The sequence below is a fragment of the Streptomyces sp. NPDC056373 genome (assembly GCF_042262425.1).
GTDB lineage: Bacteria > Actinomycetota > Actinomycetes > Streptomycetales > Streptomycetaceae > Streptomyces.
Genome location: NZ_JBHJPX010000019.1, coordinates 72,526 through 93,919 on the forward strand (window position 1 = coordinate 72,526; position 21,394 = coordinate 93,919).

Annotated in this window: 21 protein-coding genes; 11 read left to right on the forward strand and 10 right to left on the reverse strand. The window is 71.1% G+C overall.

Annotation, left to right across the window (positions count from 1 at the left end; all coding sequences use genetic code 11):
* The first annotated feature begins 53 nt into the window (after positions 1-53).
* Together ACFCXS_RS33290 and ACFCXS_RS33295 are read left to right on the forward strand one after the other, a co-directional pair.
* Positions 54-1,004 (forward strand): ATP-binding cassette domain-containing protein, encoded by a 951-nt coding sequence (locus tag ACFCXS_RS33290; protein ID WP_376647086.1) that lies wholly within the window; start codon positions 54-56, stop codon positions 1,002-1,004.
* Positions 1,001-1,762, forward strand: coding sequence for an ABC transporter permease (locus ACFCXS_RS33295; protein ID WP_376647087.1), 762 nt, complete (start codon positions 1,001-1,003; stop codon positions 1,760-1,762). The genes ACFCXS_RS33290 and ACFCXS_RS33295 overlap by 4 nt, the downstream gene beginning before the upstream one ends.
* Before the next feature lie 31 nt (positions 1,763-1,793).
* Here ACFCXS_RS33295 and ACFCXS_RS33300 read toward each other — a convergent pair whose 3' ends face one another.
* Both ACFCXS_RS33300 and ACFCXS_RS33305 read right to left on the reverse strand, forming a co-directional pair.
* Entirely contained in the window at positions 1,794-3,200 is a 1,407-nt protein-coding gene (locus ACFCXS_RS33300) for a glutamate decarboxylase (RefSeq protein WP_376647088.1), read from the reverse strand.
* Positions 3,201-3,252: 52 nt separating this feature from the next.
* Positions 3,253-4,539: an ion channel protein gene (locus ACFCXS_RS33305; protein WP_376647089.1), complete on the reverse strand. Its 1,287-nt coding sequence runs from the start codon at positions 4,537-4,539 to the stop codon at positions 3,253-3,255.
* Positions 4,540-4,656: 117 nt separating this feature from the next.
* Between ACFCXS_RS33305 and ACFCXS_RS33310 the strand changes: the two genes are divergently transcribed.
* Positions 4,657-5,418 (forward strand): MerR family transcriptional regulator, encoded by a 762-nt coding sequence (locus ACFCXS_RS33310; RefSeq protein ID WP_376647090.1) that lies wholly within the window; start codon positions 4,657-4,659, stop codon positions 5,416-5,418.
* A gap of 19 nt (positions 5,419-5,437) precedes the next feature.
* On the opposite strand, the gene ACFCXS_RS33315 is transcribed toward ACFCXS_RS33310, so the two are convergent.
* Positions 5,438-5,803: a YbjQ family protein gene (locus ACFCXS_RS33315; RefSeq protein WP_376647091.1), complete on the reverse strand. Its 366-nt coding sequence runs from the start codon at positions 5,801-5,803 to the stop codon at positions 5,438-5,440.
* Positions 5,804-5,938: 135 nt separating this feature from the next.
* Here ACFCXS_RS33315 and ACFCXS_RS33320 point away from each other — a divergent pair, with 135 nt between their 5' ends.
* Entirely contained in the window at positions 5,939-6,880 is a 942-nt protein-coding gene (locus ACFCXS_RS33320; RefSeq protein WP_376647092.1) for a DedA family protein, read from the forward strand.
* Positions 6,881-6,970: 90 nt separating this feature from the next.
* On the opposite strand, the gene ACFCXS_RS33325 is transcribed toward ACFCXS_RS33320, so the two are convergent.
* Both ACFCXS_RS33325 and ACFCXS_RS33330 read right to left on the reverse strand, forming a co-directional pair.
* The gene (locus tag ACFCXS_RS33325) at positions 6,971-8,668 is read right to left on the reverse strand and encodes a threonine/serine exporter ThrE family protein (protein ID WP_376647154.1); all 1,698 of its coding nucleotides are present in this window, start codon (positions 8,666-8,668) and stop codon (positions 6,971-6,973) included.
* A 119-nt stretch (positions 8,669-8,787) separates the two neighbouring features.
* A complete protein-coding gene (locus ACFCXS_RS33330; RefSeq protein ID WP_007452023.1) occupies positions 8,788-9,279 on the reverse strand; it encodes an inorganic diphosphatase in 492 nt (163 codons plus the stop codon).
* Positions 9,280-9,358: 79 nt separating this feature from the next.
* Here ACFCXS_RS33330 and dacB point away from each other — a divergent pair, with 79 nt between their 5' ends.
* From dacB to ACFCXS_RS33365, 7 genes are all read left to right on the forward strand, one after another.
* Positions 9,359-10,945 (forward strand): D-alanyl-D-alanine carboxypeptidase/D-alanyl-D-alanine-endopeptidase, encoded by a 1,587-nt coding sequence (gene dacB / locus ACFCXS_RS33335; RefSeq protein ID WP_376647093.1) that lies wholly within the window; start codon positions 9,359-9,361, stop codon positions 10,943-10,945.
* A 224-nt stretch (positions 10,946-11,169) separates the two neighbouring features.
* Positions 11,170-12,309, forward strand: a complete 1,140-nt coding sequence (locus tag ACFCXS_RS33340; RefSeq protein ID WP_376647094.1) for a zinc-dependent metalloprotease — start codon at positions 11,170-11,172, stop codon at positions 12,307-12,309.
* Positions 12,310-12,508: 199 nt separating this feature from the next.
* Positions 12,509-13,585: a tRNA lysidine(34) synthetase TilS gene (gene tilS, locus ACFCXS_RS33345; protein WP_376647095.1), complete on the forward strand. Its 1,077-nt coding sequence runs from the start codon at positions 12,509-12,511 to the stop codon at positions 13,583-13,585.
* 62 nt (positions 13,586-13,647) lie between these two features.
* The gene (hpt, locus tag ACFCXS_RS33350) at positions 13,648-14,208 is read left to right on the forward strand and encodes a hypoxanthine phosphoribosyltransferase (protein WP_053669745.1); all 561 of its coding nucleotides are present in this window, start codon (positions 13,648-13,650) and stop codon (positions 14,206-14,208) included.
* A 186-nt stretch (positions 14,209-14,394) separates the two neighbouring features.
* Positions 14,395-16,434, forward strand: coding sequence for an ATP-dependent zinc metalloprotease FtsH (gene ftsH, locus ACFCXS_RS33355; RefSeq protein ID WP_344461017.1), 2,040 nt, complete (start codon positions 14,395-14,397; stop codon positions 16,432-16,434).
* 127 nt (positions 16,435-16,561) lie between these two features.
* Positions 16,562-17,167, forward strand: a complete 606-nt coding sequence (folE, locus tag ACFCXS_RS33360) for a GTP cyclohydrolase I FolE (RefSeq protein ID WP_376647096.1) — start codon at positions 16,562-16,564, stop codon at positions 17,165-17,167.
* A gap of 68 nt (positions 17,168-17,235) precedes the next feature.
* The gene (locus ACFCXS_RS33365) at positions 17,236-18,234 is read left to right on the forward strand and encodes a hypothetical protein (protein ID WP_376647097.1); all 999 of its coding nucleotides are present in this window, start codon (positions 17,236-17,238) and stop codon (positions 18,232-18,234) included.
* 12 nt (positions 18,235-18,246) lie between these two features.
* Here the strand turns inward: ACFCXS_RS33365 and ACFCXS_RS33370 are convergent, their stop codons facing one another.
* The 5 genes from ACFCXS_RS33370 to folP form a co-directional block, all read right to left on the reverse strand.
* Positions 18,247-18,735, reverse strand: coding sequence for a DUF3180 domain-containing protein (locus tag ACFCXS_RS33370; RefSeq protein ID WP_376647098.1), 489 nt, complete (start codon positions 18,733-18,735; stop codon positions 18,247-18,249).
* Positions 18,736-18,794: 59 nt separating this feature from the next.
* On the reverse strand, positions 18,795-19,406 hold the full coding sequence (folK, locus tag ACFCXS_RS33375) for a 2-amino-4-hydroxy-6-hydroxymethyldihydropteridine diphosphokinase (protein ID WP_376647099.1): 612 nt from the start codon (positions 19,404-19,406) through the stop codon (positions 18,795-18,797).
* Positions 19,403-19,762: a dihydroneopterin aldolase gene (gene folB / locus ACFCXS_RS33380; protein ID WP_376647100.1), complete on the reverse strand. Its 360-nt coding sequence runs from the start codon at positions 19,760-19,762 to the stop codon at positions 19,403-19,405. The genes folK and folB overlap by 4 nt, the downstream gene beginning before the upstream one ends.
* A 238-nt stretch (positions 19,763-20,000) precedes the next feature.
* Positions 20,001-20,507 (reverse strand): nuclear transport factor 2 family protein, encoded by a 507-nt coding sequence (locus tag ACFCXS_RS33385; RefSeq protein WP_376647101.1) that lies wholly within the window; start codon positions 20,505-20,507, stop codon positions 20,001-20,003.
* On the reverse strand, positions 20,504-21,385 hold the full coding sequence (folP, locus tag ACFCXS_RS33390) for a dihydropteroate synthase (protein ID WP_376647102.1): 882 nt from the start codon (positions 21,383-21,385) through the stop codon (positions 20,504-20,506). Before folP ends, ACFCXS_RS33385 begins: the two co-directional genes overlap by 4 nt.
* Positions 21,386-21,394: the final 9 nt, after the last annotated feature.

Genomic DNA, 21,394 nt, shown 5'->3' on the forward strand with positions numbered 1-21,394 from the left:
CGACGGGGTTACCTTCGAGCATGTAGTCAAGTTTGACTAAAGAGGGAGGCTCGGTGGCCGACACGGCGATCATCGTCGAAGGCGCGGAGAAGACGTACGGCGGCAAGAAGGCGCTGAACGGGCTCGGCCTCACGGTCGCGCGCGGCACGGTGCACGGGGTGCTCGGCCCGAACGGCGCGGGCAAGACCACCCTGGTGAGGGTCCTGTCCACGCTGCTGCGGCCCGACGCGGGCCGGATCGAGGTGGCAGGGCACGACGTGGTGCGCGAGGCCTACGCCGTGCGGCTGCGCATCGGCCTGCTCGGCCAGCACGCCGCGCTCGACGAGGAGCTCGGCGGACGGCAGAACCTGGAGCTGTTCGGCCGGCTGCACCATCTGGGCACGCGGCGGGCACGCGCGCGTGCGGACGAACTCCTGGAGCGTTTCGGCCTGGCCGACACCGGCCGCAAGGCGGTGCGGCAGTACAGCGGCGGCATGCGGCGCCGCCTGGACCTCGCCGCGTCCCTGATCACCGAGCCGGAGGTGCTGTTCCTGGACGAGCCCACCACCGGTCTGGACCCACGCGGCCGCGCCGAGGTGTGGTCGTCCGTCCGCTCGCTGGTCGGCGGCGGCACGACGGTCCTGCTCACCACCCAGTACCTGGAGGAGGCCGACCAGCTCGCCGACCGCATCTCGGTCGTCGACGCCGGCCGGGTCATCGCCGAGGGCACGGCGGACGAGCTGAAGGCCGAGACGGGGGGCGACCGCATCGACGTGGTCCTGCGCGACGCCGGCCAACTGGGTGCCGCGGTCGCGCTCCTGCCGCTGACGGGGATCAGCGTCGACACCGACCGCCGGCTGCTGAGCGCCCCGGTCACCGACCGCATGGAGGCACTCTCCGGCGTCGTACGGGCCCTTCGGGAGGCCGGGATCGAGGCGGAGGACGTCGCGCTGCGCCGCCCGACGCTGGACGAGGTGTTCCTGCACCTCACCGGGGACGACCGCCGAGTGAAGGAGGCCGCGTGACCGCCTACGCCCTGACCGACTCCTGGACCATGACCCGCCGGGAACTCGCCCGCTGGGGGCGGCAGCCGGTCCAGGTCGTCGTCAACCTGGTCTTCCCGGTGATGCTGCTGCTGATGTTCGGCTACCTCGTCGGCGGCGGCCGCGGGGTGAGCGGCGAGTACCGCGACTACCTGATCCCCGGCATGCTCGCGCTCACCATGGCCTTCGGCCTGGAGGGCACGATGCTCGCCGTCACGCAGGACCTGAACAAGGGCGTGATCGACCGCTTCCGCTCGATGCCCATGGCCAACGGGGCGGTACTGGTGGGCCGTTCGGCATCCGACATGCTCCAGTCGGCGCTGGCCCTGGTCGTGCTGATCGGCGTGGGCGCCGCGCTCGGCTGGCGTCCCGGCGGCGGCCCGACCGCGCTCCTCGGGGCGGTGGGCCTGCTGCTCCTGTTCCGGTTCGCCATGCTGTGGATCGGCATCCACCTGGCACTGGTGGCGGGGAAGCCGGAGATGGTCCAGGCCGTGCAGATCCTGGTCTGGCCGGTCGGCTTCCTCTCCAACGCGCTGGCCGCACCCGGCTCCATGCCCGGCTGGCTGGGCACGGTCGTCGAATGGAACCCCATGTCCCACACGGCCACGGCCGTACGGCACCTGTTCGGCGTGCCCGGCACCGAGTCCGGGCACGCCTGGGCCGCGGTCGTCTGGCCCCTGGCCCTGCTGGCGGTGTTCTTCCCGCTGGCGGTACGCAGGTTCGCGCGGCTGAGCCGCTAGGCGGTTCCCGCGCGGTTCCGGCGGGATCCCTCTAGTGGTGGAAGCTCGTCGCCGCGCCCCTGTCCTCGGTCAGCGGGCGCGGCTGCCGCCGCAGGTCCGGCAGCAGCCGCTCCAGGTCCTGCGCGAGCAGGTCGGCGAGGTCGGCGGAGAAACCGTTGCGGCACACCACCCGCAGCACGGACAGGTCCTGACGGTTCTCCGGGAAGGTGTACGCGGGCACCAGCCAGCCGTGCTCGCGCAGCCGCCGGGACACGTCGAAGACGTCGTACGCCTTCACGTCCGGGGCGGTCGTGAAGGCGAACACCGGCAGTTCGTCGCCCCGGGTCAGCAGCCGGAAGTCGCCGAGCGCCTCGACCCGCCCGGCCAGCCCCGTGGCCACGTCCCGCGCGGCCTGCTGGACGGCCCGGTAGCCGTCCCGGCCCAGTCGCAGGAACGTGTAGTACTGCGCCACGACCTGCGCGCCCGGGCGGGAGAAGTTCAGCGCGAACGTCGGCATGTCGCCGCCCAGGTAGTTCACCCGGAACACCAGCTCCTCCGGCAGGGCCTCCGCGTCCCGCCACAGCGCCCAGCCGACGCCCGGGTAGACCAGCCCGTACTTGTGCCCCGAGGTGTTGATCGACGCCACCCTCGGCAGCCGGAAGTCCCACACCAGGTCCTCGTCGAGGAACGGCGCGACCATGGCCCCGGACGCCCCGTCGACGTGCACGGGGACGTCGTGCCCGGTCCGCTCCTGCAGCGCGTCCAGCGCCGCGCACAGGTCCGCGATCGGCTCGTAGGACCCGTCGAAGGTGGAGCCGAGGATGCCCACGACCCCGATGGTGTTCTCGTCGCACAGCTCGGCAGCGGCCTGCGGGTCCAGGTGGAACCGCTCGCCCTCCATGGGCACCAGACGGGCCTCCACCTCCCAGAAGTTGCAGAACTTCTCCCAGCAGACCTGCACGTTCACGCCCATGACGAGGTTGGGCCGGGCGCCGGGGTAGCGGTCGGCGTTGCGTTTCGCCCAGCGCCGCTTCAGCGCCATCCCGGCGAGCATGCACGCCTCGCTCGACCCGGTCGTCGAACATCCCACGGCGGTCGACGGGTCGGGCGCGTTCCACAGGTCCGCGAGCATCGCCACACAGCGCCGCTCCAGCTCGGCGGTGCGCGGGTACTCGTCCTTGTCGATCATGTTCTTGTCCCGGCACTCCGCCATCAGCAGCCCGGCCTCCGGCTCCATCCAGGTGGTGACGAAGGTGGCGAGGTTCAGCCGGGCGTTGCCGTCGAGCATCAGTTCGTCGCGCACCAGCTGGTGGGCGGTCGCCGGTGCGATGGGCTGGCCCGGGAGCCGGTGGGTGGGCGGGGCCTCGGCCATGTCGCCGAGCGGGTTGGCGGGCCCGTAGAAGGGGTTGACGGACAGGCGGCTCTCGGCGGCTCGGCGGGGGCCTTCGTGGAGCGGCATGGGTGCCTCCAGGGGTGAGTTCTGCGGGGGGGAGAGAGATTTCGACAGGAGCTCAGCGGACCGAGGTGCCGTCCTTGCGCAGCTGCATCTGAGGCCGGCCCGTGACCAGCAGCCAGGCGGGCAGCGAGGCGATGCAGAGCAGGGCGATGATCCCGGGCTCGGCGACCAGCACCGCGGCCACGAACAGGCTGAGCCAGCCCTGCCGCGTGATGGCCAGCAGCACTCCGAGCACCCCGGCGGACACCCCCACCGAGGGGTGCACCCCGGACACCAGCGCGTGCGCGCACAGGCCGAGGGTGGTGCCGACGAACACGGCGGGAAAGATCCGCCCGCCCCGGAAACCGCAGGACGCGGCGACGACCAGGGCGGCCAGCTTCACCACCGTCATGACGGCGAACTCCCCGGCCGACCAGCCGTCCGGGTCGTGCGCCAGCGTGGCGATCTCGTCGAGCCCCTTGAACAGCGTCAGATGACCGCCCAGGGCCGCGAGAGCGCCGAGCACGAGCCCGCCCGCCGGGAGCGTCAGCATCGGGTGCCCCAGCCGCCGGAACGCCGCGTGGACGTACGGGAAGGCCCGAACGGCGCACAGGGCGAGCAGCGCGCCCACCGAGGCGACCACGATCGACGCCAGCAGGTCGGACCAGCCCGCCCGGCCGAAGGACGGCAGGTTCAGGGCGAAGCTCGGGTGGTCGAGGAGGGTAACGGTCAGGGAACCGGCGGCCGCGGCGGTCAGCGGCGCGAAGAGGTTGTCCCACAGCATGCCGCGGGTCTCCCGGCGGGCCAGCAGCTCGGAGATCGCCAGGGCGGCCGCCACCGGGGTGCCGAACAGGGCGCCGATGGTCGCCGCCTCCGCGAGTGCCGGCCAGATCCGCCCCGGCGCCCGGGGGATGAACCGGCCACCCAGCCAGACCGCGAGGCCCACGTTCACGGTGATGATCGGGTTCTCGGGGCCCAGGCTGGGCCCGCCGGCCAGCATGAGCGCGGTCACCAGCACCAGCCCCGGCAGCACGACGGGCGGCAGCACGGGAGCGTCCAGCCCGACGGTCGCCGGATCCGGGCCGGCGTGTCCCGGTACCTTCCACACCACCAGCCCGACCGCGACGCCGGTCGCGGTGAGCACGGCGAACATCCACGCCACCGAGTACCGGCCGATGCCGAGCGCGTCCGGCACGGTCTCCCACAGCACGTCCTGCAGCTGCTCGGCCGCGACCTCCACCCCCACCAGGATCAGGCTGGAGATCACGCCCACGACGACGGCGGGCACGATCGACGGCAGCAGGGCGCGGGCGGGCGTCGACGCATGGACGGCGGGTGCCTGGTCTTCGGAGTCCTGGACCACGGGCACACGATAAACGGATCAAACCGTACAAACAGGATAAGTGGGCAACACGCTTGCACCTCACGTGGCGTGAGGCCCGACCGTGGAGCACGGAAGAAGCGGAAGGAGGGCGCGGAAGTGAGCTACGCCGTGGGACAGGTCGCGGGCTTCGCCGGTGTCACGGTGCGCACGCTGCACCACTACGACGACATCGGCCTGCTCGTGCCGAGCGAACGCAGCCACGCGGGCCACCGGCGCTACAGCGACGCCGACCTCGACCGGCTGCAGCAGATCCTGTTCTACCGGGAACTCGGCTTCCCGCTCGACGAGGTCGCCGCCCTGCTCGACGACCCGGAAGCGGACCCGCGCGCGCACCTGCGCCGCCAGCACGAACTGCTGACCGCCCGGATCGAGAAGCTGCGGAAGATGGCGGCGGCCGTGGAGCACGCCATGGAGGCACGCACGATGGGAATCAACCTGACGCCCGAGGAGAAGTTCGAGGTGTTCGGCGACAAGGACCCGGAGCAGTACGCCGAGGAGGCGGAGCAGCGCTGGGGCGGCACCGAGGCGTACGCCGAGTCACAGCGCCGCGCCGCGCACTACACCAAGGAGGACTGGAAGCGCATGCAGGCCGAGGTGGCCGACTGGGGCGAGCGCTACGACGCCCTGATGACCGCAGGCGAGTCCCCGACCGGCGAAGCGGCCATGGACATGGCCGAGGAGCACCGGCAGCACATCTGCGGATGGTTCTACGAGTGCTCGTACGAGATGCACCAGGGTCTCGGCGAGATGTACGTCGCCGACGAGCGCTTCAAGGCGTTCTACGACTCCATGCGCCCGGGCCTCGCCGAACACCTGAGGGACGCGATCGTCGCGAACGCCGCCCGCCACCACGCGTGAGAGGTCCTGACCCGGGCGGCTACTCCCGGGTCAGGACCACCGCCGTGCCGTACGCGCACACCTCGGTGCCGACGTCCGCCGCCTCCGTCACGTCGAAGCGGAAGGCCAGGATGCCGTTGGCGCCACGCGAGCGTGCCTGTTCGACCAGCCGCTCCATGGCCTGGTTGCGGGTCTGCACCAGCGTCTTCGTGAGCCCGCGCAGCTCGCCGCCGACCATCGACTTCAGCCCGGCGCCGATCTGGCTCCCCACGTGCCGGGAGCGCACGGTCAGGCCGAAGACCTCGCCGATCACCTCCCGCACGTGGTAGCCGGGTACCTCGTTCGTCGTGACGACGAGAACCTCGGGATCCGGGCCCTGTCCGCCGCCGTACTCATCGATGCCCATGGTCCACAGCTTTGTCCGGGCCCGCCCACAGTGCATCCTGAGTACGCCCATGGAACCTGGGCCATGACGGCTGCGTTGATACTTTGAGGCAGCCAGCCCCCGCCCGTACCCCACTGCAGCAGGAGCCACATCCCCGTGACCACGCTTGCGCTCGGCCCCGAGTGGCTCAGCCCGGACTACCTGATCTCGACGTTCAGCCTGCCCGGCATCCTGCTCATCGTCTTCGCGGAGTCCGGGCTCTTCGCGTTCCTGCCGGGCGACTCCCTGCTGTTCACGGCCGGTCTCTTCGTGGCCGAGGGCACCTACATCACCCAGCCGCTGTGGCTGGTCTGCGCCCTGATCGTGCTCGCCGCCGTCCTCGGCGACCAAGTGGGCTACATGATCGGCAAGTTCCTGGGCCCGAAGCTCTTCAACCGCCCCAACTCCAAGCTCTTCAAGCAGGAGAACCTGGACAAGGCCCACGAGTTCATGGAGAAGTACGGCCCCAAGGCGATCGTCCTGGCCCGCTTCGTCCCCATCGTGCGCACCTTCGCCCCCATCGTGGCCGGCGCCGGCCGCATGAAGTACCGCACGTTCCTCACGTACAACGTCATCGGCGGCGTGGCCTGGGGCACCGGCGTCACCCTCGCGGGCTACTGGCTCGGCCAGATCGGCTTCATCAAGAAGAACGTCGAGGCGATCCTCGTCCTGATCGTCGTGCTCTCCGTCGTCCCGATCATCATCGAGTACCTGCGCGACCGCTCGAAGAAGAAGCGCGCGGCGGGCGAGGCCCCCGAGCAGCACCGGCAGCAGCCCCCCGCCATGGACGACGCGACGACCCAGCTCCGCCGCATCACCCCCGACGACCAGCCGCCCCACCAGCAGCCGCAGCAGCAGCCCTACGGCAACCAGAACGGCTACAACGACCAGCAGTACTACGGCCAGTACCCGCAGAGCCCGGGCTACGGGCAGCAGCAGGGCGGCCACCAGCAGCCTGCCCCGGGCTACGGCCACCAGCAACAGGGCGGTCACCAGCAGCAGGGCGGTCACCAGCAGCCGTACGGCACGCAGCAGGGGCCTTACGGCAACGGCTACTGAGCCGACTGTCCTGGGGGCGCGGGGACCTGCGCGAACACCCCCACCGGCCCGCGGCCGCCGGCGTACCCCCGGGCCCCGACCTTCTCGGGGCTAGAAACCCCTGGTGCGCTTGGCGGCCCGCCGCTTGTCCGCGGACCCGATGCGCAGGAACATCCGGGAGATCTCCGACCCGAGGTTCACCCCGATGGCGATGGCCATGGCGAGCGCCACCGCCTTCGACAGCGACACCAGCCCCTCGTCCACCTCGTTCTGGGCGATCGCCAGCAGTCCGAAGTACGTCGCGGAACCCGGCAGCAGGGGCCCGATCGCCGCCGTCGTGTAGGGCAGGGCTGAGGCGAACTGATACCGGGACAGCAACTGCCCGAACAGCCCCACCAGCCCCGCGGCCGCCGCCGTGGACGCCACCGGCGAGATGTCCCCCACGAGGTGCATCGCGCCGTAGACGACCCACGCGACACCGCCGTTCAGCGTCACCCAGATCACGGTGGATCGTTCCTGCTGGAGCAGCACCGCGAACGCCAGGGACAGCAGCATCGACGCCCCGATCATCATCACCGGGTCGTCGGAGGCACCGAGCGCCTGGTCGGGGTTGAGCCGCGCGCCCAGCTGCACGCCGAAGTACAGCACCAGCAGCACACCCGCGACGATGCCGACGAAGAAGTACATGACCTCCAGCAGCCGCGCGGACGCGGTGATGTAGAAACCGGTCAGCCCGTCCTGCACCCCCGCCACCAGCGCCCGCCCGGGCAGCAGCGCGAACAGCCCACCGGTGATGACCGCGGAGGCCTTCACGTCCACATGGCCGATCGTCAGCGCGACCCCGATCGCGGCCGGCGGCATCGCGGCGACCGTGAACTGGTAGAACTCCGGCAGCCCGCGCCCCGCGCACAGCCACGCCAGCCGGTCACCGAGCATCGCGCCCAGCGCCGCGGCGACGAACACGATCATGTCGCCGCCCACCAGCACGGAGGCCGCACCGGCCAGCAGCCCGCTCGCCCCGGTCAGCGCCCAGCCCGGATAGGGGTGCCGGTTACGGCGGATCTCCGCCAGCCGCCGGTAGGCCTCCTCCAGGGAGACCGCCGTCTCGTCGTCGCTGAGGTCGTCCACCAGCTGGTACACGGCCGCCAGCCGCGTGTAGTCCGTGCCCCGGCGGCGCACGGTCCGCGACGCCGTGACCGGGTCGTCGACCAGGGACGGCTGGTAGGAGATCGCCAGCAGCGTGAAGGTGACGTTGGGCTCGCAACGGTCAAGACCGTACGACCGGCAGACGGCGAACATCGCCGCCTCCACGTCCTCGGCGCCCTCACCGCCCGCCAGCAGCAACTCGCCGATACGCAGCGTCAGGTCGAGCACGCGCGGCACCGCGGGGCCCGCCTCGTCCGTGCTGCGCTGGCTCGGTTCCGGCGCCGGCCGCTCCGCCACCGGCATGCGCAGCATCGTGCGCATCCGGTCCTGCCAGGGCACGTCCTTGGTGAGGCTGACCACGGGGATCCCGCTCGGCGGCGTGAAGGCCGACGGGGCGTGCTTGGAGCTGTACGTGCTCGGCGGGGTGAAAGCCGACCCCTCGGACTCCACCGACGGCGCCTGGTGCACGTCCAGACCCTGCGGCACCGCGAACTCCGACGTCGTGTCGGACTCCGCACCGGCCGCTCCGCGCAGGGCCAGACCCTCCGGGATCGCGAACTCCGACGTCGTCGACATGTCCCCGTCGACCCCGGCCCCGGCCGGCGGGACGAACGCACTTCTCGCCTCGTCCGACCTGGGTTTGCGGTCCTCCGCGTCCTTCACTGCCTGGCGCTCCCTGTACGACACGTCAGCCTCGTACCCCCCACAGCCTCAGTATGCGCACAGACGGACGAACGGGCCGCACACGAAGGCGTGCGGCCCGTGAGCATCAGGAGAGGAGGTCAGTGACCGCCCTGGTCCTTGAAGCGCTTGTAGGACCGCTCGATCTCGGCCTCGGCGTCGGTGCGGCCCACCCAGTCGGCGCCCTCGACCGACTTGCCCGGCTCCAGGTCCTTGTAGACCTCGAAGAAGTGCTGGATCTCCAGGCGGTCGAACTCCGACACGTGGTGGATGTCCCGCAGGTGCTCCACGCGCGGGTCCGTCGACGGCACGCACAGCAGCTTGTCGTCGCCGCCGGCCTCGTCCGTCATGCGGAACATGCCGATCGCCCGGCAGCGGATCAGGCAGCCCGGGAACGTCGGCTCGTCGAGGATGACCAGCGCGTCCAGCGGGTCGCCGTCCTCGCCGAGGGTGTTCTCGACGAAGCCGTAGTCGGTCGGGTAGGCGGTCGAGGTGAAGAGTCGCCGGTCCAGGCGGATACGACCGGTCTCGTGGTCCACCTCGTACTTGTTGCGCGAACCCTTCGGAATCTCGATCGTGACGTCGAACTCCACCGGTGGCTCCTCCATGATCAACACATAGTTCTGGTGGTTAAGTGTCCCTCACGCAGGTGTGTGATCGCGAAAGGGGCTGGTGGTCGTGCCAGAGCTGAGGCCTTGGCGGGCCGCCAAACCGCACGTGGTGCGGCTCGCGGATGCCGTACGACCGGGCCTGGCCCGGGCCGCGGCAGCCACGAAACCACGGCTCGCGCGGCTCGTACGAGCCGGGAAACCGCAGGTCGCGAAGGTCGCACGGCCCAAGACCTGGCAGTACACAGCGGGCGCCGCCACCGCCGGACTCGCACTGACCGCCGGTGTGGTGACCGCCGCCGGTCCCTGGGACTCCTCGGGTCAGCGTACGGCCGAGCGGGACCGGGCAGTGGCCATGGGCCGCGCGGGTGGCACAGATCACGGCAGCGCCCCCGGCGCCCCCGGCCGGCCCCGGCCCGCCCCCAGCGCCGGACCCGTGCTGACCGCCCTCGGCGGCGTCAGCACCGTCAAGTCGGCCCCGGAGGGCAAGGCCCTCGCGGACGCCCTGCGCCCCCTGCTCCAGGACCCCGCCCTCGGCCCCCGGCCCGCCGCGGCGGTCCTGGACGTGACCAGTGGGCGGCGGCTGTTCGGCTCCGGCGCGGACACCGGGCTCACCCCGGCCTCCACGACGAAGATCGCCACGGCCGTCGCCGCGCTGTCCGCGATGGGCCCCGACCACCGCCTCACCACCCGCGCCGCGCTGGAGCCCGACACGAAGGAAGTCGTCCTGGTCGGGGGCGGCGACCCCACCCTCACCGCCCGGGAGAACACCGCGGGCCCGGCGAGCCTGCGCACCCTGGCCGCCCGTACGGCCGCCGCGCTCGCCGACCGGGGAGTGCGCGAGGTCACCCTCTCCTACGACACGACCCTCTACGCGGGCGACGAAAAACACCCGATCGGGGACAACCCCAACCTCGCCCTCGTCAGCCCCCTGATGGCGGACGAAGGCCGCACGAACGACTCGGTGAGAGGCCCGGTCGAGCGCGTGAAGGACCCGGCGGCGGACGCGGCCCACCGGTTCGGGGAGCTCCTGGCGTCGTACGGCATCACGACCACGTCCCCCGGCCCGTCCAAGGCCACGACCCGCGCCAAGACCCTCGCGTCCGTCTCCTCGCCCCCGCTCTCCGCCCTCGTCGAGCGCATGCTGACCAACAGCGACAACGACATCGCCGAGGCCCTCGCCCGCCAGACGGCGATCGCCACGGGCGAACGGCCCGACTTCGCCGGAGCCGGCCGGGCGATCGGCTCCCGGTTGCGGGGGCTCGGCCTCCCTCTGAAGGGAGCCGCGTTCAAGGACGGCAGCGGCCTCGACCGCGCCGACCGGCTGACCCCCGGCCTCCTCACCGCGCTGCTCGCGAAGGCGGGCGACCCCTCCCACCCCGAGCTGCGCCCGGCCCTCACCGGCCTCCCCGTCGCCGGCTTCACCGGCACCCTGAGCACCCGCTACCACGACGGGGCGTCCGGCGTCGTCCGTGCCAAGACCGGGACCCTCTCCGGCGTCCACACCCTCGCGGGCACCCTGGTCGACGAGGACGGCCGCCTGCTGGCCTTCGCGTTCATGGCCTCCGGCACGGACCCCGGCAGCCCGACGGCGTCCCAGCAGGCCCTGGACCGGGTCGCGACGGCCCTGGCGGCGTGCGGCTGCAGGTGACGGACGGGCCCGGCCCGGCCCGTCCCCGGCCCCGGCTGCCCGCACTTGGCCCCGCGTGGGGGCGAGCCGGCTGACGGAGCCCCGTCGCCGCCCTGCCCCGGTCGGAGGCGTGCCCGCCGGCGGGGCTTCCGTCTCGCCGTCCTCCGGTCGGGGGCGTGCCCGCCGACGGGGTCCCGGCCGTCGCCGCCCTGCCCCAGCGGGCGGCCCTCACGTACGGTTGACGCATGACGAGCATCGGTGGTGCTTCAACCGGCATGGTCGACTGGAATCTCGCGGTCGCGACCGCGACCCGGCTCGTACGGCCGGGCCCCGAGGTCAGTCGCGACGAGGCCCGGGCCGTCGTCGCGGAGCTGCGCCGGCATGCCAAGGCCTCGGAGGCACACGTCCGGGAATTCACCCGTCTGGGCACCGAGGAGGGGCACGACACCCCCGTCCTCGTCGTCGACCGGCCGGGCTGGGTCCGGGCGAACGTCGCCGGGTTCCGGGAGATCCTGCGGCCCCTGCTCGACAAGATGCAGGAACGGCGCGGCACCACCACCGGCGGTGCGGTCATGAGCGCCGTCGGCGGCAAGGTCACCGGCGTCGAACTCGGCATGCTGCTGTCCTTCCTGGCCTCCAGGGTCCTCGGCCAGTACGAGACCTTCGCCCCCGCCGCCGGCGACCTCCCCTCCGGCGGTTCCCCCGGCGCGCCGGGGGGCGGCAGGCTCCTGCTCGTCGCCCCGAACATCGTCCACGTGGAGCGCGAACTCGACGTAGACCCCCACGACTTCCGGCTCTGGGTCTGCCTCCACGAGGAGACGCACCGCACCCAGTTCACCGCCGTGCCCTGGCTGCGGGACCACCTGGAGGGTGAGATCCAGTCGTTCCTCCAGGAGACCGACGTCGACCCCGTGACCGTCCTGGAACGCGTCCGGGAAGCCGCCCAGAGCCTCGCCGGGGGCCGCCCCGAGGCCGAGGAGGACGACGGCGGCCGCTCCCTCGTCGAGATCGTCCAGACCCCCGCCCAGCGCGAGATCCTCGGCCGCCTCACGGCCGTGATGTCCCTGCTGGAAGGGCACGCCGACTTCGTGATGGACGGCGTCGGCCCGGACGTCGTACCGACCGTCGGGGAGATCCGCGAGAAGTTCCAGCAGCGCCGCGCCAAGGGCGCCTCCCGCCTGGACCTGGCCCTGCGCAAGCTGCTCGGCCTGGACGCCAAGCTCCGCCAGTACCGGGACGGCGAACGGTTCGTGCGGGCCGTCGTCGACGAGGTCGGCATGGACGGCTTCAACCGCGTGTGGACCTCACCCAACACCCTCCCCACCAAGTCGGAGATCGCCAAACCGGCGGACTGGGTCGCGCGGGTGCACCGCAGGGCCGAGTAGTGAACTACGCGGGAAGGTCGTGAAGGGAAACCGGCCGACGGCAGGCGAACGCCCCTCCAATCACCCGTCCGAGGGACCGTGAGGCAGGGGTAGGCGTGCAATGCTCGGGGAACGGCCCGGTTCTGTCACCATCTACACACTCTGCGTGACCGGCACGCGGGCTCACCCCCCCCCGAAAACTTCATGAAGGGAACCGGACATGGGTCCCCATCCTGCGGTCGCGGCGATACGCCTGGCGGTCCGCCGCGTCCTCCACGACCTCCTCACCGAACACCACCGCGCCCCCGCCGCGGTCCCGCACGCCTCCCCGCACGAGCATCCCCCGAGCTCCCGGCCGCACGCGAGCACGGGCGTACCCCCCACCCCGCCGCTCGTGCTCGTGGCGTGCTCCGGTGGCGCCGACTCCATGGCCCTCGCCTCCGCCCTCGCCTTCGAGGCCCCCAAGCTCGGCATCAGAGCCGGAGGCGTCACCGTCGACCACGGCCTCCAGACCGGCTCCGACCTGCGCGCCGCGGAAGTCGTCCAGCGTCTGCGTGAACTGGGCCTCGACCCGGTCGACTCCGTCACCGTCACCGTCGGCCGCGCCGGCGGACCCGAGGCCGCCGCCCGCGACGCCCGCTACACCGCACTCGACACCGCGGCCGAACGCCACGGCGCCACCGCCGTCCTGCTCGGCCACACCCGCGACGACCAGGCCGAAACCGTCCTGCTCGGGCTCGCCCGGGGCTCCGGCATCCGCTCCCTGTCCGGCATGGCCGCGGTCTCGGGGGCCGGCGGCCGTTACCGGCGCCCCTTCCTGGAGCTCGACCGGCAGACCGCCCGCAAGGCCTGCATGGTCCAGTCCCTGCCCGTCTGGGACGACCCCCACAACGCCGACCCGGCCTACACCCGCTCCCGGCTCCGCCACGAGGGTCTGCCCGCCCTGGAGAAGGCCCTCGGCAAAGGCGTCGTCGAGGCCCTCGCCCGTACGGCCCGGCTCTCCCGCGACGACGCCGACGCCCTGGACTCCTGGGCCGGCCAGGCCGAGCCCACCGTCCGCGACGCCGCCGGGCTCCTGGAGTGCGCCAAGCTCTACGCCCTGCCGCCCGCCGTACGCCGCCGCATCCTGCGCCGGGCCGCCATCGCGGCCGGTGCGCCCGCCGGCTCGCTGTTCGCCCGCCACATCGAGGAAGTCGACCGCCTGATCACCGGCTGGCGCGGCCAGGGAGCCATCAACCTCCCCGGCAAGGTCGTGGCCCGGCGGCAGGGTGGCAGACTGGTGATTCGGCAAGGCTGAACCACGACCCCTCCCCACAGCCTGGCGGAGGGGCCGATCGGCCGGTGGGACGACCGAAAGTGATGCGGGTGGACGCGAAAGACATGGGTGCCGACCTCGAGAAGGTGCTCATCACCAAGGAAGAGATCGACGCCAAGCTGGCCGAGCTGGCAGCGAAGATCGACGCGGAGTACGCGGGCAAGGACCTGCTGATCGTCGGAGTCCTCAAGGGCGCGGTGATGGTCATGGCCGACCTCGCGCGGGCACTGTCCACCCCCGTCACCATGGACTGGATGGCCGTATCCTCGTACGGGGCGGGCACCCAGTCCTCCGGTGTGGTGCGGATCCTCAAGGACCTCGACACCGACATCAAGGGCAGGCACGTCCTGATCGTCGAGGACATCATCGACTCCGGCCTGACCCTGTCCTGGCTGCTCTCCAACCTCGGCTCGCGCGAGCCCGCCTCCCTCAAGGTGTGCACGCTGCTGCGCAAGCCCGAGGCCGCGAAGGTCGCCATCGACGTGGAATGGGTCGGCTTCGACATCCCCAACGAATTCGTCGTGGGATACGGACTCGACTACGCCGAGAAGTACCGCAACCTCCCGTTCGTCGGTACGCTCGCGCCCCACGTGTACGGCGGCTGAGAACCCGGCCGCAGTGCCGTGACGGTGATCGGGAACCCCAGCGGACTTCCCGCCGTTGGAGCAGGCGTAGGCGGATCGCCAGCCGTCCCACGCAGCTTCAGGTGACAATGCTGGGGTACCGTCCGAAGAACAGTCTTTATCAAACTCACTATGGCAGGAGGGACGGGGCGGCACCGCTCCGTATGGATGGACGTGAAGCGATACTTCCGTGGGCCGGTCATGTGGATCGTGCTGGCCGTCCTTGCCGTGGTCGTGTTGATGCAGGTCGTCGGCTCGTCCGGCGGCTACAAGACGGTGGACACCGGCCAGGTCGTCCAGGCGATCAACCAGAACAAGGTCGAGTCGGCCAAGCTGACCACCGGTGACGAGCAGACCATCAAGGCCACGCTCAAAGACGGTGTGAAGGTCGAGGGCAGCTCGAAGATCCAGGCGAGCTACATCGGCGACCAGGGCGTCGACATCGCCAACACGCTGCAGAACAAGTACCAGGACAAGCAGATCCCGGACGGCTACACCGTTTCGCCGTCCAAGCAGAACCCGTTCGTCGGCATCCTGCTCTCCCTGCTGCCCTTCGTGCTGATCGTGGTCGTGTTCCTCTTCCTGATGAACCAGATGCAGGGCGGCGGCTCCCGCGTCATGAACTTCGGGAAGTCCAAGGCGAAGCTCATCACCAAGGACACCCCCAAGACCACCTTCTCCGACGTCGCCGGGTCCGACGAGGCCGTCGAGGAGCTCCACGAGATCAAGGAGTTCCTCCAGGAGCCTGCCAAGTTCCAGGCCGTCGGAGCCAAGATCCCCAAGGGCGTCCTGCTCTACGGGCCTCCCGGTACCGGCAAGACCCTGCTCGCGCGTGCCGTCGCGGGCGAGGCGGGCGTCCCCTTCTACTCGATCTCCGGTTCCGACTTCGTCGAGATGTTCGTCGGTGTCGGTGCCTCCCGAGTCCGTGACCTGTTCGAGCAGGCCAAGGCGAACGCCCCGGCGATCGTCTTCGTCGACGAGATCGACGCGGTCGGCCGCCACCGCGGCGCCGGCCTCGGCGGTGGTCACGACGAGCGCGAGCAGACCCTGAACCAGCTCCTCGTCGAGATGGACGGCTTCGACGTCAAGGGCGGCGTGATCCTCATCGCCGCGACGAACCGGCCCGACATCCTCGACCCCGCGCTGCTGCGCCCCGGCCGCTTCGACCGGCAGATCGCCGTCGACCGCCCGGACATGCAGGGCCGTCTGGAGATCCTCAAGGTCCACCAGAAGGGCAAGCCGGTCGCGCCCGACGTCGACCTGTCGGCCATGGCCCGCCGTACACCCGGCATGACGGGTGCCGATCTGGCCAACGTCCTGAACGAGGCCGCCCTGCTGACGGCCCGCAGCGACCAGAAGCTGATCGACAACCACATGCTGGACGAGGCGATCGACCGTGTGGTCGCGGGCCCGCAGAAGCGGACCCGGATCATGTCGGACAAGGAGAAGAAGATCACCGCGTACCACGAGGGCGGACACGCCCTGGTCGCGGCGGCCTCACCGAACTCCGATCCCGTCCACAAGATCACGATCCTGTCGAGAGGCCGCGCCCTCGGCTACACGATGGTGCTGCCGGACGAGGACAAGTACTCGACCACGCGCAACGAGATGCTGGACCAGCTGGCCTACATGCTGGGCGGCCGCGCGGCCGAGGAGCTCGTCTTCCACGACCCGACCACGGGTGCCGCCAACGACATCGAGAAGGCCACGGGCCTGGCCCGCGCGATGGTCACGCAGTACGGCATGACCGAGCGTCTCGGCGCGATCAAGTTCGGTGGCGACAACACCGAGCCCTTCCTCGGCCGTGAGATGTCTCACCAGCGCGACTACTCGGAAGAGGTCGCCGCGCTCGTGGACGAAGAGGTCAAGAAGCTCATCGAGACGGCGCACAACGAGGCGTGGGAGATCCTCGTCGAGAACCGCGACGTCCTCGACAACCTCGTGCTGCAGCTGCTGGAGAAGGAGACGCTCGGCAAGGAGGAGATCGCCGAGATCTTCGCACCGATCGTCAAGCGCCCGCCGCGACCTGCCTGGACGGGTTCCTCCCGCCGTACGCCGTCCACCCGTCCGCCGGTCCTCTCCCCCAAGGAGCTGGCCCTGACGAACGGGGCGAACGGCGCGACGCCGGCCATCTCCACCGCGAAGAGCACCGCGGCGGAGCCCGCCCCGGCGCCCGAGCGGACCCCGGAGGACCGCCCCGAGAGCTGACCCGAGCTCTCCCGGTGGCCCATCGCCCCGGAATGGATGCCGCGCCCCCCAGGTTTTAGCCTGGGGGGCGCGGCTTTTCGCCATTTGGGCAGGCCGCCCCGTGAAGGACAGAGGAACGAGGCAGCAGATGACCGACCCCGTGGCGCTGGACGGCGACGGCCAGATCGGCGAGTTCGACGAGAAGCGCGCCGAGAACGCCGTGCGCGAACTGCTGATCGCGGTGGGCGAGGACCCGGACCGCGAGGGCCTCCGCGAGACACCGGCACGGGTGGCGCGGGCGTATCGGGAGTTGCTCGCAGGGCTGCGGCAGGAGCCCGAGGACGTTCTCACGACGACGTTCGACCTTGGGCACGACGAGATGGTCCTGGTGAAGGACATTGAGATTGTTTCTCTCTGTGAACATCATTTGTTGCCATTCCACGGTGTGGCCCACGTGGGTTACATCCCGGCCGAGACCGGCAAGATCACCGGCCTGTCGAAGCTCGCCCGTCTCGTCGAGGTGTTCGCCCGGCGGCCGCAGGTGCAGGAACGACTCACCACGCAGATAGCGGACTCGCTGATGAAGATCCTCGAGGCGCGGGGCGCCATCGTCGTGATCGAGGCGGAGCACATGTGCATGTCCGTGCGCGGCATTCGCAAGCCGGGGGCCAAGACCACGACATCGGCGGTCCGTGGCCAGCTTCGGGATGCAACGACCCGGTCCGAGGCGATGAGTCTGATACTGGCGCGCTGACCCGATTGTCAGTGGTGCCCGATACCGTCCTTGATCAGTGAGGTGATCGCGGATCAGGGGGGATCGCGGTGGAGTGTGGGCTGCCGAGCAAGCAGCTGGTGAGCGCGGTCGGCGGGGGTCGCCAGGCCCGGAACGTCGAGGTGGGCTCGAAACTGTGGAGCCTGGACGGCACACGGACGGTGCAGACGACCGTCGTCGGAATCTCGGCTGTGAAGGCGCGTGAGGTCGTTGACGTGGTGACCGACCGTGTCACCTTCACCGTCGCCCCGCGGCAGGAGCTGCGCACGCCAGAGGGCTGGGTTCCCGCAGTTCACGCTCCGGGCGCCATGATCGCCTGGACACACGCCCGGAAGTTGTGCCGGGAGCGACCGACGATCGTGACCGGGTACGAGTTCGGCTATCTGGTAGGCGCCACTTGTGCTGACGGCACGGTCGGCAAGAACTACGTGTCTCTTGTCGTCAATGACGAGTCCTTCGCGTCGCGGTACGCCGAGTGTCTGACCAAGGCCACCGGGCTGTCGGCGCGCCTCGAACCGGTGACGCGGCCCTCCGGATTTCTCGGGCGGGACGTCCCGGGGTTCCGTGTGCGGGTGGTGTCGTCGTACCTCTCCGACGCCCTGCGGCAGTACGTGGGAGGCGACGCGCACCACATGCGGCAGCGCTTCCCGCGGGTCGTGCTGTACGACGACGTCACGTTTGCCGGCTTCCTGGACGGCTATGTGGACGGTGACGGCCATCGGATCCGCAAACACTGGGACGCGCGGGTGGTGGTCAGCGGGAACGTTCCGTTTCTGCGCGAGATGGCAGCGATCATCGGTGCGCGGTTCACACCGAACCCCGTGCCAGGTCGCGCGTCGCGCGTGTACATCTCCGACCAGTGGGCCCGCAGGGGGACCTTCCAGCCCGAGTACCACCCGTTGGAGCCGGAGGAGAACACTTGGGTGGAGGTACGGGACGTTCACCTGCGCCAAGCCGGCGGGACGAAACCCTTCACCCTCTACAGCTACCGCCTCGACCCCCACCCCGGCTTCCTCGTCAATGGGCATCTCGCCCGTCAGCCCTGGTGAGCGCCGACGGCGTCAGACCGTCGGTGCCACGCCCGTGCCGTCGTTCTCGTCGTCCTCGGGGAGCTTGCAGACCCGCTCCAGGAACATGGCGGCCGCTATGACGCCGATGCCCGCGACGACGGAGAAGCCGGCGTAGATGGCCTGGTCGCGGCGGGCGGGGATGTCGAGGGACTCCAGGAGGAAGACGCCGGTCCCGCCGTACATGCCGGCGACGAGGGCGGCGACCAGGGCGCTGGCGTGGCCGAAGACCACCGCGCGGGCCGCCATGAGGGGGTCGACGCCCTTCGCCTCGGGGCGGCGCTCGCGCTGGGCCTTGAGCCGGGCGCGGATCGAGAGCGCCGTGGCCAGCAGGACCACGGCGATCACGGCCAGGACGATGGGTGCGGCCAGCGGGACGCTCGGGAGCGTGCCGACCGAGCTCCACAGGCGGGCGCCCGCCCAGGACAGGACTCCGGCCACGACGAAGACGCCGGCCAGCACCCGGATACGCAGCTCTCTCACGGTGTCCCTTCGGTTCCCCCGGCTTCCGGCCCGGTTCACGGCCGTCTAGACCTTAACGGCTACTCGGGCAGCCGGAGTTCCAGGTCGTGACGGGGCGCGACCCCGGCACGGGTGACGGTGTCGAGGAGACCGGCGACGGGACCGAGGCCGGGCAGCTGCGCCTCGGGGTCCAGGTCGTGCCAGGGGGCCAGGACGAAGGCGCGCTCGTGGGCGCGCGGGTGGGGGAGGGTGAGCTGCGGGTCGTCGGAGACGACATCGGCGTAGGAGACGATGTCGACGTCGAGGGTGCGGGGGCCCCAGTGCTCGTCCCGGACGCGGTGGAAGGCCTCCTCGACCGCGTGTGCGCGCTCCAGGAGCGAGGACGGCGGGAGGGTGGTCTTGAGGACCACGACGGCGTTGAAGTAGGCGGGCTGGCTGCCGGGATCCACGCCCCAGGGCTCGGTCTCGTAGACCGGGGAGACGCCCTTGACGCGGACGCCGGGGGTGTCCTCCAGGGCGTCGACGGCTCCCTGGAGCGTCTCCAGGCGGTTGCCGAGGTTGGAGCCGAGGGCGACCACGGCCCGTTTGGGGTTGGACAGGGTCGTGTCGGCGGCGTCGACCTTCTCGACGACGGAGGCGGGCACCGGCTGTACGGTCGGGTCGGTCGGACCCTTGATGAAGGGCGCGGTCATACTCGGCTCCGGGTGATGGTGACGGTCACGTCGTCGAAGGGGACGGTGATCGGGGCTTCCGGCTTGTGGACGCAGACCTCGACCTCCTGTACCTCCTCGTGCTTCAGACAGGCCTGGGCGATGCGCTCGGCGAGCGTCTCGACGAGGTCGACGGGCTCGCCCTGGACGACGGCCACGACCTCCTCCGCCACGATGCCGTAGTGCACGGTCTTCGCCAGGTCGTCGTCGGCCGCGGCCGGTCGGGTGTCCAGGCCGAGGACGAGGTCCACGATGAAGGTCTGGCCCTCCGCGCGTTCCTCGGGGAACACGCCGTGGTGCCCGCGGGCCTTCAGGCCGCGCAGCGCGACACGATCCACGCGAATCACTCCTGCAATCGTCGGTCAGGGCCGGTGGGTGCCGTGTGCGGTCGGCACACCGGCCTCGGTCGAATCTACCTGCGTGCACGGGCGGTCCCGGGCCACAGGGTGTGGGGTCTGTGTCCGGGCCCGGCAGGGTTCATCCAGCGTTTCCCCTGGGGAACCCGTCGGTGCACAGGTTGGTAGCCGCCCCTACCCGGGCGTAGGTGATTCCAACCACTTCCTGGCGCGTACCCACTCAGGAGGGGGTGTCGTCCTGCTCGTCCTCGTCTGTTTCCGCCAGGACGGGGGAAGCGTGGTGCGACCAGATCTTCCACCCCTGGGGCGTGCGCCGGAACACGTTGGTCGCGACCACGAGCTGTCCGACGAGCGGGCCGAGCTCCTCGCCGGCGCCCTCGGGCGCGGGGCCTCCGCTGAGGATGTTCTCCGTGCAGGTCACCAGGGCGGTGTCGCCGGTGACGGAGACGTGCACGTCGGTCAGGAAGAACTGGATGTAGTCGGTGTTCGCCATGATCAGCGCGTACGACCTGAGGACCTCGCCGCGGCCGGTGAGGACCGGCCAGCCGGGGTGCACGCAGGAGACCACACCGACGTCGGCGGGGTCGTGGTACGTCTCGTCGACGCCCAGGTCGGAGGGGGTCAGCCAGAGCGACGCCAGTTCCTCGAAGTCGCCCTGCTCCAGCGCCTCGTAGAAGGCGGTGTTGGCGGCCTCGACCTGTTCGACGTCGGTGTGCGGGGCGCTCACCGGGCTCCTTCTGCGCCGCTGCGTGCACCTTCGACGGCGCGGGCGACCCGTACGGCGTCCGCGGTGGCGCGCACCTCGTGGACGCGGACCGCCCATGCGCCGGCGTGCGCCGCGAGCGCGGAGACGGCCGCGGTGGCCGCGTCCCGTTCGCGTGCGGGCGGCGGGGGGCCGTCGGGGCCGGCGAGGACCCGGCCGAGGAAGCGCTTGCGGGAGGCGGCGACGAGCAGCGGGTGGCCGAGGGTGAGGACCCGGTCGAGGCCGGCGAGGAGGGCGAGGTCGTGCTCGGCGTCCTTGGAGAAGCCGAGGCCGGGGTCGACGATGACGCGGTCGGGGGCGATGCCGCCCGCCAGAACGGCCTCCACGCGCGCGTGCAGTTCGTCGACGACCTCGGTGACGACGTCGGCGTACTCGCCCCTGACGTTGCCGCCCTGGAGGAAGCCGCGCCAGTGCATGACGACGAAGGGGGCGCCGGCGTCGGCGACGGCCGGGATCATGCGGGGGTCGGCGAGGCCGCCGCTGACGTCGTTGACGAGGGCGGCACCGGAGGCCAGGGCCCGTTCGGCGACGGAGGCGCGCATGGTGTCGACGGAGACCGTGACGCCCTCGGAGGCCAGTCCGCGGACGACGGGGATGACGCGCCGCAGCTCTTCGTCCTCGTCGACCCGGGTGGCGCCGGGGCGGGTGGACTCGCCGCCGACGTCGACCAGGTCCGCGCCCTCGGTGACCAGGCCGAGGCCGCGTTTGACGGCGGCCGTGGTGTCGAAGAAGCGGCCGCCGTCGGAGAAGGAGTCGGGGGTGACGTTCACGACTCCCATGACCGCGCAGCGGTCCCGTTCCGGTAGGCCCGTCACGCGCCCGCGTCCGCTCTGGTTGCTCATATGTTCAGC

Bases quoted from the DNA above. Each gene is read 5' to 3' on its own strand.
- ACFCXS_RS33300 (WP_376647088.1), bottom strand. From the start codon at position 3,200: ATGCCGCTCCACGAAGGCCCCCGCCGAGCCGCCGAGAGCCGCCTGTCC.
- ACFCXS_RS33315 (WP_376647091.1), bottom strand. From the start codon at position 5,803: ATGGGCATCGATGAGTACGGCGGCGGACAGGGCCCGGATCCCGAGGTT.
- ACFCXS_RS33340 (WP_376647094.1), top strand. From the start codon at position 11,170: ATGACGAGCATCGGTGGTGCTTCAACCGGCATGGTCGACTGGAATCTC.
- tilS (WP_376647095.1), top strand. From the start codon at position 12,509: ATGGGTCCCCATCCTGCGGTCGCGGCGATACGCCTGGCGGTCCGCCGC.
- hpt (WP_053669745.1), top strand. From the start codon at position 13,648: ATGCGGGTGGACGCGAAAGACATGGGTGCCGACCTCGAGAAGGTGCTC.
- ftsH (WP_344461017.1), top strand. From the start codon at position 14,395: ATGGACGTGAAGCGATACTTCCGTGGGCCGGTCATGTGGATCGTGCTG.
- folE (WP_376647096.1), top strand. From the start codon at position 16,562: ATGACCGACCCCGTGGCGCTGGACGGCGACGGCCAGATCGGCGAGTTC.
- folK (WP_376647099.1), bottom strand. From the start codon at position 19,406: ATGACCGCGCCCTTCATCAAGGGTCCGACCGACCCGACCGTACAGCCG.
- folP (WP_376647102.1), bottom strand. From the start codon at position 21,385: ATGAGCAACCAGAGCGGACGCGGGCGCGTGACGGGCCTACCGGAACGG.